The 12,548-nt window shown below is 34.3% G+C and carries 11 protein-coding genes, 2 tRNA genes and 1 CRISPR repeat array; of the genes, 1 reads left to right on the top strand and 12 read right to left on the bottom strand.

Annotated elements, in window-relative coordinates; translation table 11 throughout:
* Nucleotides 1-43: 43 nt before the first annotated feature.
* Nucleotides 44-666: direct repeats of the CRISPR family, unit length 29 nt; unit sequence GTTTCATCTGAACCATGTGGGATATAAAG.
* A gap of 227 nt (nt 667-893) precedes the next feature.
* The 5 genes from FLY87_RS08995 to FLY87_RS09010 form a co-directional block, all read right to left on the bottom strand.
* The gene (locus FLY87_RS08995; protein WP_141266993.1) at nt 894-3,110 is read right to left on the bottom strand and encodes a hypothetical protein; all 2,217 of its coding nucleotides are present in this window, start codon (nt 3,108-3,110) and stop codon (nt 894-896) included.
* 21 nt (nt 3,111-3,131) lie between these two features.
* Entirely contained in the window at nt 3,132-3,563 is a 432-nt protein-coding gene (locus tag FLY87_RS09000; RefSeq protein ID WP_141266995.1) for a hypothetical protein, read from the bottom strand.
* A gap of 148 nt (nt 3,564-3,711) precedes the next feature.
* A complete protein-coding gene (locus FLY87_RS10190) occupies nt 3,712-3,966 on the bottom strand; it encodes a hypothetical protein (protein WP_181406029.1) in 255 nt (84 codons plus the stop codon).
* The gene (locus tag FLY87_RS10195) at nt 3,967-4,410 is read right to left on the bottom strand and encodes a hypothetical protein (protein ID WP_181406030.1); all 444 of its coding nucleotides are present in this window, start codon (nt 4,408-4,410) and stop codon (nt 3,967-3,969) included.
* A 130-nt stretch (nt 4,411-4,540) separates the two neighbouring features.
* The gene (locus FLY87_RS09010; protein WP_164924876.1) at nt 4,541-4,771 is read right to left on the bottom strand and encodes a hypothetical protein; all 231 of its coding nucleotides are present in this window, start codon (nt 4,769-4,771) and stop codon (nt 4,541-4,543) included.
* Nucleotides 4,772-5,174: 403 nt separating this feature from the next.
* Between FLY87_RS09010 and FLY87_RS09015 the strand changes: the two genes are divergently transcribed.
* Nucleotides 5,175-5,405, top strand: coding sequence for a hypothetical protein (locus FLY87_RS09015; RefSeq protein WP_028842903.1), 231 nt, complete (start codon nt 5,175-5,177; stop codon nt 5,403-5,405).
* A gap of 334 nt (nt 5,406-5,739) precedes the next feature.
* Here the strand turns inward: FLY87_RS09015 and FLY87_RS09020 are convergent.
* The 7 genes from FLY87_RS09020 to pilB form a co-directional block, all read right to left on the bottom strand.
* Nucleotides 5,740-5,817: transfer RNA gene (locus FLY87_RS09020), tRNA-Asp, on the bottom strand.
* A gap of 11 nt (nt 5,818-5,828) precedes the next feature.
* A tRNA-Val gene (locus FLY87_RS09025) sits at nt 5,829-5,901 on the bottom strand.
* A 68-nt stretch (nt 5,902-5,969) separates the two neighbouring features.
* Nucleotides 5,970-7,880 (bottom strand): CHASE2 domain-containing protein, encoded by a 1,911-nt coding sequence (locus tag FLY87_RS09030; protein WP_141266997.1) that lies wholly within the window; start codon nt 7,878-7,880, stop codon nt 5,970-5,972.
* The gene (locus FLY87_RS09035; RefSeq protein WP_012546308.1) at nt 7,880-8,644 is read right to left on the bottom strand and encodes a 3',5'-cyclic-nucleotide phosphodiesterase; all 765 of its coding nucleotides are present in this window, start codon (nt 8,642-8,644) and stop codon (nt 7,880-7,882) included. Before FLY87_RS09035 ends, FLY87_RS09030 begins: the two co-directional genes overlap by 1 nt.
* A complete protein-coding gene (locus FLY87_RS09040) occupies nt 8,641-9,726 on the bottom strand; it encodes an HD domain-containing phosphohydrolase (RefSeq protein ID WP_012545054.1) in 1,086 nt (361 codons plus the stop codon). Before FLY87_RS09040 ends, FLY87_RS09035 begins: the two co-directional genes overlap by 4 nt.
* Nucleotides 9,726-10,802, bottom strand: coding sequence for an HD domain-containing phosphohydrolase (locus tag FLY87_RS09045; protein ID WP_012545957.1), 1,077 nt, complete (start codon nt 10,800-10,802; stop codon nt 9,726-9,728). Before FLY87_RS09045 ends, FLY87_RS09040 begins: the two co-directional genes overlap by 1 nt.
* Nucleotides 10,802-12,520 (bottom strand): type IV-A pilus assembly ATPase PilB, encoded by a 1,719-nt coding sequence (pilB, locus tag FLY87_RS09050; RefSeq protein WP_012546881.1) that lies wholly within the window; start codon nt 12,518-12,520, stop codon nt 10,802-10,804. Before pilB ends, FLY87_RS09045 begins: the two co-directional genes overlap by 1 nt.
* Nucleotides 12,521-12,548: the final 28 nt, after the last annotated feature.

Consider the following 12,548-nt stretch of genomic DNA (forward strand, 5'->3'; position numbering starts at 1 on the left):
TAAAGCTTCAAGTGCTTGCATATACCTTCTCACTGGTTCAGTTGTTTCATCTGAACCATGTGGGATATAAAGTCCTCAAAACACTGCATAACAGTTACCCCAATACTTTTGTTTCATCTGAACCATGTGGGATATAAAGTGAATATACTTCAATTCCACATCCACCTCCAAATCCAGTTTCATCTGAACCATGTGGGATATAAAGACCGGGAGTATGCTGCAGTATCTTTACTATTTCTTCCTGTTTCATCTGAACCATGTGGGATATAAAGTCTTGGAAAGATCTGAGGTTTAATTAAACCTCAGAGAGTTTCATCTGAACCATGTGGGATATAAAGTGAGAAAAAGATTAAAAAATCTTGATTAAAACTCTACGTTTCATCTGAACCATGTGGGATATAAAGTCTGATTTGATTATTTCTTTGTTAGGACATAACAATGTTGCATCTGAACCATGTGGGATATAAAGAAACGTTTGCTTAATTTGAGTGAATACATAATAAGAGTTTCATCTGAACCATGTGGGATATAAAGACAGCAGGTATACAATCATACCAATTAGTTCCATCTGGGTTTCATCTGAACCATGTGGGATATAAAGCTGTGTTAACTTTTTTGAATTCCACGTTCTTTAAATGTTTCATCTGAACCATGTGGGATATAAAGGGGGTGAGCAATTTTACAGTATTTGTAAACTCATTATAATTTCTTATCTGAGACATGTTAGAGCCTTCTTTGACTGCGATTTAGACGAAGAATCTCCTCCTCTGTTAGGGGACTCTTGCAAGTCAGTTTCATCAAGGAAAGCCCTCGGGGTGACCCTTGCAATTAAGATTCCTTGATATTATAAGCCTCCTTCGGAACAACAACTATCAATTGCGAACCATTTTGTTTTATTTAAAAATTTTCTTGAAAGTGTCTTTAAGTTCATTTACTGCCTTTTCAAAGACGTTTCCCTCTGTGTTTTCAGAACCCTGACCCTGAGTTTTCTGCTCATCTATTTTTTTCAAATTTTCGTTGTTAAAATTCGCCTCTATGGGTTTATTTTTCGGCTGTTTTTCTTCCATTTTCTGTAATGCTTCTTCTGCTTCTTTGAAATCTATCAGAGCAGGTGCAATTAATTCACGATTGTACTCAAGTTTTTTAGCATCATGGTCTGGATTTAATGATTGTGCTGACCTTCTTGCAGGATCTTTAACTTCCCATTCATCATATTCTCTCTTTGTTTTTATTTTCTGGGTTGCATCAAAGGCTGCCTTTGCCCATTTCGCTGCCTTTTGCTGTCTTGGTGTAAGTTTTAGGAAAACTTCTTTACTTGTGAGATGGTCTAACCACTTACCACCAAGATAGTTGTTTAAATCATAAAACAGTCCTTCGTAGTCTTCTTTCCCTAATTTACAAAGAATTCCCGTTATGTTTAAAAACTCATCGGCATACTTTCCATAAACAGGAAATCTCTTTATATAATCAAGCATTACAAACTGATCAGCATTTTGTGCCTCTAAGGCACAAACAAGGCTCACCATAAAATGCTCAGGCGTATCCTTTGAGACAACTGCAAGGGCATCTGATTGGACTAAACTTTCATCAATTCCTCCTAAATCTCTACCTTCTTCATCTGTTAAAACCAACTCACCCACTATTCTGTAATTGTGAATGCCATCACTCATCATTTTTACTGCAGGATAGGCATATTTGGTTATGTTGTAAACTGTCTCCTCACCTGAACTGTAAGACAACACTGTAAGAACATTGTTTCCACCTGAAGATGCCATTACAGGTGTTATTTTTGTTATTCCATTAAAGACCATATCTGCTGGTAAATCAGGCGTTTTATTTACCCATTGAGGTTTAAGTCTTACTCCAACGATTTGTCCATTCCAAACTTTACGTGAGGCACTGCTAAAGTAAAGCCCAAGATTTAACTTAGGAAAATACTTGCTTACCAAAGAAAGTGTAAAGGGGTGTCTGTCTCCGTATGCACCCTGCACTGCTTTAATTTTATCAAAGGCAAGACCTAAACCAACATTGACTGTTGCAATGTCTCTTTCCTCCCCTGTGCTTACTTTTATTTCATACTTCTTCGGTTGTGTAACTTTACCACCATTGTAATAAAAAAGTGCCTCTGCAATGCCTTTACTGTCTGATTTAGTCTCTATAGTAACCCCTTTTTTATCGCCTATAACTAAATAAGCGTCTTTAGGACTCTTAACTATGTGAAATGTTACAGGTGTATTTGGCTTTGTCTCTGCTATTATTTTTGCAGGAAGTTTGTTAGTTGCAGGTAGATAGGCAATGCTCCACAGGTCATCACCTGCAGCAGAAGGCATTGCGATTACTCTAACCTTTGGAGATTCCTGTTTTGGTTGTTCTTTTTGAGCTTCTTTTGGTTTTTCAACAGGCTGTTCAATAGGAACACTTTTGCCCATTAATTTGGCAACTGCTGATTCACCAAGTTTTTTTAGTGTATCAATATCATATGCAGTAATCTCTATAAAAACATTAGCATAACTCCAAAGACCTACATAAATATTGTAAAACTTTTGTCCACCAGCCATAGCACATTGTTTATATATGTAATAATTTGACTTAAAAGGAATGGGAGATATTTTATCTGGATTTGCATAAAAATCACATTTATTGTGTTCGTCTGGCAGATTAGATTCTACAAACAAATGAGGACAGTTACCACCTGAGCAAACATTTCTTATTTTTTTGTCAATAATTTTTAAATATGTATAGGTATTGGGATGAACTTTTTTCCCACCAAAATATTTCTGAGCATTCTCCCACGAAACTATATAATAATCAAGCGTTACTAATTTTCCTTTTATTTGCCATTCAAAGTGAAGTTTTTTGCCATACTCTTGTTCATCGCTCTTTCTTGATAGCCCCCCTTTAGTTGTAGCCTTTAATTCTGTGATAGCCCCTCCATAAAATTTAAAGGATACAGGTTTAAAATTAAGAAGTTCTCTTGGCACCATATCAGAAACAAGAGGAGGATTGTACTCATCAAGAGACTTTTCAAAATAAGGAGTTTGCGACTGAGCAGTAAGTAATTGAGGAATTAAAATTAAAAAGATTGAAAGAAAATAAAAATACGTTCGCATTTTTTCTCCTTCTTCGTCAATTTAAAACCATATTTTGTATTCAAATTCATAGCCATTCTGTTGCGATATCTGCTTTATCTTTTCCCTAATTACCTTAAAATCAAACTTGTAATTGTATTTCTGCCCAAAAAGATTTGACTGTTCCTCAATGGTCTCCTCTATTGGTGTGCCAAAGCCCTGTTTGGTTTTGTATTTCTTGAAAGTAAACCCTGAGCTCATCTCATCATCACCTGCGGAAGAGGAAACCCCAAACCCTGTTTCTTTAAGCATCTCGGAAAAAATAAACTTTCTATAGATATCATCAATTTTGAATTTGATTATATACATGAGTTTTTTCCTTGAAAGAAAAGATTTTCTTTCTGCTATAACTGTCTCAAATTTATATGTATCCTTCTTTTCTTCCAAACTGCCATCATAATTCTGTAATAATTTTTTTATTTCATCAATAAGCATTTTTCCTCCCCCTGAAGTTAAAGTATTTGGCTGTTTGATTTTGTAAAAAATAAGGAGACTCTTCGGCTAAAGCCTCATAATGAAAGAAAAGGGAAATGTCATTCTGAGCTATAGGCGAAGGGTTTGCGAAGAATCTCCTCCATGTTCATTATTTTTTTCCGCCCAGATCACATGAAGCAAAGGGTTTTTTAGGGTCTTTAACACAATTTTGCTGAATGGTTTTATTCTGATTCTGATTTTGTGTGTGTGTCATCTGTCTATTCTGGTTTTGCTGTGCTGGATTTCCTCCCATATCCTGAATCACCAGATTAGGAGCGATTTTTTCTGTCTGTTTTTGTTGCTGAGGCTGCTGTTGATTGCTGCTCTGAGGTACAGGTTTTTTCCCTGTGAGAATGTCTCTCATTTATTCTGGAGATACCATTTTAGGTTGATTTTGACTATTTGCCTTTTCTTCCTCAGAGCGAGGTTTTGAAACAAATATAGAATTCATCTTCTTTGGGTCTGTTTTTGTTTTGATAACATCTGGTTTGGTGGGAGTGTTTTGAATTGTAACGGATTTGTTTTCTGGAGTAGTTTGAGCTTGTGGATTAGTTTTTTGTTGAGGTAAATTCGGATTTTGACTGGAAGTAGTGTTCTTTTTGAGATTTGCAGGGCATTTGTCATATATACACTTAATCATATCACTTACGCTTGTAGAAGGTTTCTGAGAGGGAGATTTTGAAAAATCCTTCATCTGGAATGCCTGAGACTGTTGTTGATTCCCTTGAGCATGTGCATCAAACACGGCAACCCATAGAAAAATAAAAACCGTCAATGTGAGTGTTAATACTGAGAGTTGTTTTGTCATGGTTTTTCTCCTTTCTTTAAATTGATAATATATCAGCATTTTCTCAATAAAATTTTACAATATTTTACAATCTCTGTCACGATTATCACATACCCACCATAACCTATGCTCGAAGTTTACAGCCAAAGTATTACACATACTTTACTTTCTTTCCAGTAATGAAAATTTCCTCAATTACATCTGTTATCACAAACTTTTCCCAACTCTCTCCAGCAAACTCTGTAACTTCAGCACAGTAAGGGCAGATATATCTCTTTCCTTCCTTAACTGGCTCTGCTGCACAGAGTTTTTTAATAGCCTCTCCTTTGAAGTTAACTGCGTAAGCCTCAAAGGAGACTGAGATGAAGATAAAAATAAACATAATTATAATCAATCGTGTCTTCATATTCAAAGTATATAAAAACTTTTTTTATTCATCAAGGTAAAAATACCCTTCTTGTTCAGAAAAATCTATTTTCTATAATTCCGAGTCAGAGTACTCCCTGCGATTTAGGAGAAAAGCCTTCTCGTCTTTTCCTTTTTGAACAACAGGAGAGATTCCTCGCATTCCTTGCGAGTGCTTGGAACGATAAAAAGCATGTCATTCTGATGCTGAGCAACAAGGGAGAAAACTTTTCTTCCATTTATCTATTTTATTTAATTGGCGGAATATTCTATGATGCGTTGGATACCCATCTTCCTTATAATTTATACATAGTTACCTTCTATTTGCAAAGGAAAAGATAATAGGGTATAATCCAAAAACAGAGATATGAAGAACGGAAATGCCAGACCAAGTCTTAACTAATACAATTTATTTTATTCTTCTTCTCCCTTTTTCTATCATTGCCGCTGTTATGGTGTATCTTATTACCTATAACGAGTATATGCACCACTACACAACAAAAAAAGAGCCAAGAAAGATAGCCCTTGAAACGGCAATTTTTACTTTTGTTTTCTTTATTGTTGTGGGATTCTTTATCGTCTATGTATTGATAAATTGGATAGAAAAATAATGATTGCACTGCACCTCATTTTTGAGGATGCTTTTTAGCATTCCAATTTGTGCAGCCTTATGCAACATGTCTTAGCTGTTCCTTATTTTCATTCATGCCTCTCTTCTGCTTATGCAAAAAGTTTAACCTCTACTAATTGACTGTGTCCACTTTCTATGAGGTTTAGTATAGGGAGCAGATTTAAAGACAGTTCAAGAACTATAGGGGCACATAACCTTAGCAATGATTCTAAGATATTCTCACCATAAAAAAGCAGTAAAACTACTTGATAAAAAGTTTTATCACATTGGTTTATCACAGTAGATGGAGATACTCTGTAAACCCTTGAAAATATTGGCGGGGTGGACGGGACTTGAACCCGCGGCCTCTTGCGTGACAGGCAAGCGTTCTAACCGTGCTGAACTACCACCCCACTTAGTCACATGGGCGGAACAGGTTTCGAACCTGTGGCCTCAGCCTTGTAAGGGCTGCGCTCTCCCATCTGAGCTATCCGCCCGTATTCTTTAAACTACTATAATATTTAAGAATTTGTCAAGAAATTAAGGAAAATCATTGCATTATGAACTATCTGAGAGAAACTTTAAAAATTTTAACTGGAGTTTCCTTGCCTTTTACTAAAATAGTCCCCAGTTCTTCAACATATATTGAATCCAGATATTCGGAGTCAATTGTTTCTTTCATTCTTTCATAGGTAAACTCAGAAATCAATATTTCGGAATCAAACTGTTTATTTAATTTCTCAAGACGACATGCTAAGTTTACATGGTCACCAATTACTGTATAATCCATTTTTTTCCCTTCTGCTCCAATATTGCCAACAAGAACCTCCCCTGTGCTTATACCAATTCCTATTTTTAATAAAGGTTTATTTTCTGCCTTCCATTTACTGTGTAGATATCTAAGTTTGCTAATCATTTCAATAGCGCATTTTAATGCTTTCTCTGGATGATCATTCTGCGGAAGAGGAGCACCCCAGAAAACCATTATTGCATCACCCATAAATTTATCAAGAGTTCCCTCCCATTTAAAAATAATTTCTGCCATCGTACTGAAATACTCATTAAGAATTTCAACAACTTTTTCCGGAGGGAGTTTTTCAGACAGTGTTGTAAAGTCTCTAATGTCAGAGAATAATACTGTTACTTCTCTTCGTGCTCCTCCAAGTTTAGCCATTGAAGGATTTTTAATAAGTTCATTCACAATCTTTTCAGTAACATAACTTGAAAATATTTTTTTTATTTGTCTTGCCTCCTTTTCAGAGTAAGCATACTTTATTGTGATTGTTGTTAGAAATTGAGTGACTAAATTTCCTGAAATATAAACAATAGAAAGCCATATTCCGTTTTTAAAGAAAACAAATGAGATTGAAAAAACTATTACAAGCAGAGACATCAAAACAATCATGGAGTAACCTGCTTTTAATTTTTTGTAAAACAGAATGCTTATTATTCCTGATAAAAAGATTAATAGCGAAACTAAAAATGAAGAGGCTGGCAAAAGAGTTTTCCCATCAATGATTGCTGCGACAACATTAGCATGTTTTTCAACACCGGGAAGCACTGAGCTTAGTGGAGTAACCCTTAAATCATAAATTCCAACAGCAGTTGCACCAACTATTACAATTTTATTCTCAATATCTTCTTTTTTAACTTTATCTTCAAGGATATCAACAATTGAAATATGTTTAAATGTTTCATTTCCTCCATAATAGGGAATTAAAAATCTCCCCCATGGGTCAGTAGGTATATATCTTTTGCCAAGATAGACTCCTCTGTTAGCATCAATTGCCTGTTTTTCAGGAGGGATGCCAAGATACATAGAGACTGTTTTAAGTGAAAGTGAGGGAATCATATATCCATAATACTCAATGAATAAAACTTCCCATCTTATTGTTCCATCAGGATCAGGAAACATATTAATATGTCCAAATCCTGCTGCATTTTCAGCAAGAATTTTTTGACAGACAAGAACATTTTTGGAAGAAATAGGATGATACCTTTTAAAGTTTTGAGTATTTAAAACAGGAAAGGCTGAAGAAATTATTGTTAACTCTTCTGGGGCATTTTCATTAAAAAAGAAAACAACAGGCAAAATGACATTTCCTGCTTTTGATATGCTATCTGCCAAAACTCTATCATTTTGTTCATGTTCACTTAGTATGATATCAAAGGTAATAACTGCAGCTTCAAGCTCTGAGAGTTTATCAATAACTTTGGCTATTTTATCTCTGCTCCAGGGCCATCTTCCAAATTTTTCAAGAGAAGCCTCATCTATTGCGGCAATAACTACACTTTTTGGAGGAGTTTCCTGACCGCGAAGATGAAAAAATAAATCATATATTTTCATATCAACAAGTTCAAATGGATAGGGTTTTATATAAAAAAGCACCAAGAAAATAATCACAATAAAAACACTGACTATAGTTTCTTTATTTTTTTGTGCTCTGAGTAGTTGTATCAGCTTGTTAATATCCATCAAATTTTTATTGATTCTCTACCCTGAAGAATCTCTATTTTGTAATCCGAATATTTTTTCAATTCTCTTTCAATAGCTTTTTTGTAAAGAGGCTTTATATGAGTTATAAAAATTTTTTCAGGTTTCTGATTGAATAGCTTCAGGTCCTCGAAAAGAAGTCTTGGCGTTAAATGCCCAGTTTTAGTAGCAAGGTCTTTCATTTTATCAGGTAGAGAAACTTCTATAATTAAGGCATTCAATTTTTTATTTAAAAACTTTTTCCATGTATTGATTGCAGGTCCCGTATCTCCTGTATAAAAAAAACTCCTTCCTTCCTTCTCAACAAGAAAGCCAACTGCTGGAACAGTGTGATTCATTCTATAAGCAGTTATTTTATATCCATCTAATAAGATAGATTTTTCTTCATGAATGATTTTCAAATCTAAAATAGAGTTTTTAACATCTGGAATAACTGTAAAATCAGGCCATAGCCTGTAATTAAGTAAATGTTTTTTTATATCATCAATAACTTCCTTTATTGAATAGATATTTATCCTTTTAGATTTACCACTTAAAATTATATTATCAGCAAGAAAAGGAATGTCCCTTATATGGTCTAAATGAGCATGGGTTATGAATATGTGCTCTATTTTCTGTTGAGCAGTAAAACTTAGAGAACTTGTAACACCCCCTGCATCAAAAAGTATTTTATTGTTTAAAAGAAAAGAAGAAAGATGATGACCAGGGATATCAGAGCCTGAAGCTCCAAGAACTCTTATTTTCATAGCTTTTTCATTTTAGTGAATGCTTTCTGGAATGCATCAATAACATGAGGATCAAACTGTGTCCCTGCTTTATTCTGTAATTCCTTCATCGCTTCATTAACTGAAAGAGCTTTTCTGTAAGGTCTGTCGGTGGTCATTGCATCAAAGGTATCAGCTACTGCGATAATTCTTGCAATTAGAGGGATTTCATAGCCTTTTAGCTGGTCAGGATACCCTGAACCACTAAATTCTTCATGATGATGTTTCACACCGGGAATAATATCTTTAAGTTGTTTAACATAATTAAGAATTTCTGCACCATAAATTGTGTGATTTTGTATAATCTTAAACTCCTCATCAGAAAGTTCTTCTTTTTTTAGCAAAATTTCATCTCTTATCCCAATTTTGCCTATATCATGAAGGATAGCTGCGAGTCTTAATTTTTCAATTTCTTTTTTGCTGAGTTCCATCTCAATCCCTATTGCAACACTATAATCCATGACTCTTTTAGTATGACCTCCTGTATAAGGATCTCTTTTTTCAATTGTATCTGCAAGTGCAAAAACAATTGAATAAAAAGTCTCTTTAAGCTCTTCATAAAGTCTTGCATTTTCTATTGCTACAGCAACCTGACTTGCAAGTGCCCTGAGTAGCTCAAGATCATATTCATTAAAAAGTGAGTTTTTTTTATTTATAGCCTGAATTACACCAAGAACTTTATCTTTAATCATTACAGGTAAACAAATCATTGTTTTTGTTTTAAATCCTGATTTTTCATCTGCACCTTTGTAGAATCGGGGGTCCTTCTGGACATCATTTATTATGACTGCCTCTTTGTGTTTTGCAACCCATCCAGCAATACCCTGACCCTTTTTGAGTTTTATCATTTTCACTTTTTCAGCTTTTTCTCCAAGAGCAACATCAAAATAAAGCTCTTCTAATTCTTCATCAAAAAGAAGAAGACTTCCTGCCTCACAATTGACAAGTTTTACTGCTGCCAATGCTGCTTTTTTTCTTATTTCTTCAATTTCAAGGGAGGAATTAATTATTTTAGAGAATTCAAGGAGTTCTTTAAGATGTTCTAACAGAATTTCTTTTTCCATTAGTCTTTATATTTTTCTTTTATTTCAATAATTTTTTCAATATTACTAAGAAAAGTGTCAACAATTTGAGGATCAAAAGCTTTTTCTTTCATAATTTCCATATAATTTATAGCGGCATCAATGCTCCATGACTCTCTATTCCCTTTATCTGTTGTAAGTGTATCAAAGTTATCAACAACACTTACTATTCTTGCCCAGAGAGATATTTCTGTCTCTCTTTTTCCAAAAGGATATCCTTTACCATCCCATCTTTCATGATGTTCAAGAGCTATTATTGCAGCCATTTGAAGAAGTTCACTTTCTTCATCAAAAAGAAGTTCATATCCAATTATTGGATGTTTTTTCATAACTTCCCATTCATCAGGCTCAAGTCTGCCTGATTTTTGAAGAATACTGTCTGGAATTCCAATCTTGCCAATGTCATGCATTGTTGAAGCTAACATAAGCAGTTCACATTTTTCTTCATCTAATCCGAGTTTTTCTGCAAGCAGACTTGAAATAAGTCCGACTCTTAAAAAGTGATTAGGACTTTCTGGATCCTTGTATTCTGCAGCTTTTGAAAGTTTTATAAGTGCTTTTTTATGCACAGATTTGATTTTTTCATAAAGCATCTGGGTTTCAATTGCTGCTGCAGCAAATTCTGCAATAAGCTTCATTAATTTAATGTCCACACTGTTAAAATCATCCAATTTGTTTATTGCCTGATACACTCCAATTATTCTTCCTCTGGAATCAAAAATTGGTACCGCAAGAATGTTTCTTGTTGTGTAACCCGAAATTTTATCAACTTCGGGATTGAAAAATTTACTTTTATAAGCATCTGATGTGACATAGGTTTTCCCGGTTTTAACAACATATCCTGCTATCCCTGAAGTTATAGGAATTCTAATTTCCTTTACACCATGTGCAAATATTGTATATAGCTCCTTTTTTTGTTCATCTATAAGAAAAAGGCTACAACGGTCAACTTCAATTATATCCTTTGCAAGATTTGAAAGGATACTTATTAGATTATTTAAATTTTTCTCCCTTGATATCTTACCTGCGGCTTTAAGCAAAATTTCAAGCTTGTTCATCAGTCTTCCACCGTAACCCTTAAAACTTCTTCTATACTTGTTATTCCTGCCATTATTTTTCTAATTCCAGAATGTCTCAGTGTAAGCATTCCAAGTTTTATTGCTTCTTTTTTTATTTCATTTGTAGATGCACCTGTTAAAATAAGTTCTCTAATCTCATCCTTTATAGGCATAACTTCATAAAGAGCCACTCTTCCACGATATCCTGTTTGATTGCATTCAGCACATCCCTGGGCTTCATAAATTTTTAAACTATCAAACGATTCTTCAGGAAAACCGAGTTTAAGAAAGGTTTCTTTTGATATTTTTTGCTCTTTTTTACAGCTTTCACACAATTTTCTTACAAGCCTTTGGGCAACAATTAATATGACCGATGAGGCAATTAAAAAAGGTTCTATTCCCATATTTACCAGTCTTGTAATAGTACTTGGTGCATCATTTGTATGAAGCGTGCTCAGGACAAGATGTCCTGTGAGAGCTGCCTTTATTGCTATTTCTGCTGTTTCAAAATCTCTTATCTCTCCGACAAGAATTATATCTGGATCCTGTCTTAAAAATGACCTCAATACCTGAGCAAAGGTTCGTCCAATGTCTTCCTGGACCTGAACCTGTGTAATTCTTGGAAGGGTATACTCAACAGGGTCTTCAACAGTAACAATGTTTACCTCAGGTTTTCTAAGTTTCATGAGAGAAGAATACAGTGTGGTTGTTTTACCAGAGCCAGTTGGTCCTGTAACAAGTATCATTCCATAAGGTTTACTGAGAGCTTCAATAAAAAAATTCAGAGATTCTTCTTCAAAACCAAGCTTTGTAAGGTCAAGCTGGAGCGAGCCTTTTTCAAGAATTCTTAAAACAATTTTCTCACCAAATATTGATGGAAGTGTTGAAACTCTAAAATCAACCTCTTTTTTGCCTATTTTCATCTTTATTCTTCCATCCTGAGGAAGTCTTCTCTCTGAGATATCCATGTTTGCCATGATCTTAATTCTCGTGATAAGAGCACTCTTAAGTTTTGGTGGCAAAGTTAAAATATCATGCAACACTCCATCTATTCTATATCTGATATATATATTGTCTTCAAAAGGTTCTATATGAATATCACTTGCCCTTTTTGAAATTGCATTCACAATTATCTGATTGACGAGCCTTATTAAAGGAGCATCTACTTCAAGAATAGCTTGTTCTTCTTCGGGTTGTGTTATAGACGGTTCCTGAACAGCGCTTTCAACAAGTTCATGAACAGTTTCTTTGCTATAAATTTCGGCTCCTTCTTCTCCAAAAAATTTATTTATTAAATTTTTGAAATCTGAGTCCTTTCCTATGTAAAAAAGAATTTTAAAACCGCTTAAAAAAAACTTAAGTTGTTCTAAAGCTATTTCATTTGCTGGGTCTGTAATTAAAACCCTGATTATATTTCCTTCTCTTAAGAATGGCAATACTTTGTATTTTCTTATTACATCCTCTGGAAGAAGTTTAACTACCAATGGGTCAATTTTATAAGAGTCAATTTTAAATACAGGATAGCCATAAAGTTCGCTCATAGACTCTACCAATTCATCCTCTGTTATGTAGCCCAATTTTATAAGGGCGGCTCCAATTTTTATCCCTTCAATTTTTTGAACTGCTTGTGCATCAATAAGCTGTTTTTCAGAAATTTTACCTTTTTTTAAGAGAAATACTCCTATTGTTAGTCTTTCAGATGTTAATTTTGTTGACATTTTAAGTAATATAGCACAGTATAGAAGT

The organism is Thermodesulfovibrio sp. Kuro-1 (genome assembly GCF_006538445.1).
GTDB classification, from domain to species: domain Bacteria; phylum Nitrospirota; class Thermodesulfovibrionia; order Thermodesulfovibrionales; family Thermodesulfovibrionaceae; genus Thermodesulfovibrio; species Thermodesulfovibrio yellowstonii.

What these genes read in the sequence shown, in the direction of transcription:
- FLY87_RS09030 (WP_141266997.1), bottom strand. Translation starts at nt 7,880, where the DNA reads ATGGATATTAACAAGCTGATACAACTACTCAGAGCACAAAAAAATAAA.
- FLY87_RS09040 (WP_012545054.1), bottom strand. Translation starts at nt 9,726, where the DNA reads ATGGAAAAAGAAATTCTGTTAGAACATCTTAAAGAACTCCTTGAATTC.
- FLY87_RS09035 (WP_012546308.1), bottom strand. Translation starts at nt 8,644, where the DNA reads ATGAAAATAAGAGTTCTTGGAGCTTCAGGCTCTGATATCCCTGGTCAT.
- FLY87_RS09000 (WP_141266995.1), bottom strand. Translation starts at nt 3,563, where the DNA reads ATGCTTATTGATGAAATAAAAAAATTATTACAGAATTATGATGGCAGT.
- pilB (WP_012546881.1), bottom strand. Translation starts at nt 12,520, where the DNA reads ATGTCAACAAAATTAACATCTGAAAGACTAACAATAGGAGTATTTCTC.
- FLY87_RS09045 (WP_012545957.1), bottom strand. Translation starts at nt 10,802, where the DNA reads ATGAACAAGCTTGAAATTTTGCTTAAAGCCGCAGGTAAGATATCAAGG.
- FLY87_RS08995 (WP_141266993.1), bottom strand. Translation starts at nt 3,110, where the DNA reads ATGCGAACGTATTTTTATTTTCTTTCAATCTTTTTAATTTTAATTCCT.
- FLY87_RS09010 (WP_164924876.1), bottom strand. Translation starts at nt 4,771, where the DNA reads ATGTTTATTTTTATCTTCATCTCAGTCTCCTTTGAGGCTTACGCAGTT.
- FLY87_RS10190 (WP_181406029.1), bottom strand. Translation starts at nt 3,966, where the DNA reads ATGAGAGACATTCTCACAGGGAAAAAACCTGTACCTCAGAGCAGCAAT.
- FLY87_RS09015 (WP_028842903.1), top strand. Translation starts at nt 5,175, where the DNA reads ATGCCAGACCAAGTCTTAACTAATACAATTTATTTTATTCTTCTTCTC.
- FLY87_RS10195 (WP_181406030.1), bottom strand. Translation starts at nt 4,410, where the DNA reads ATGACAAAACAACTCTCAGTATTAACACTCACATTGACGGTTTTTATT.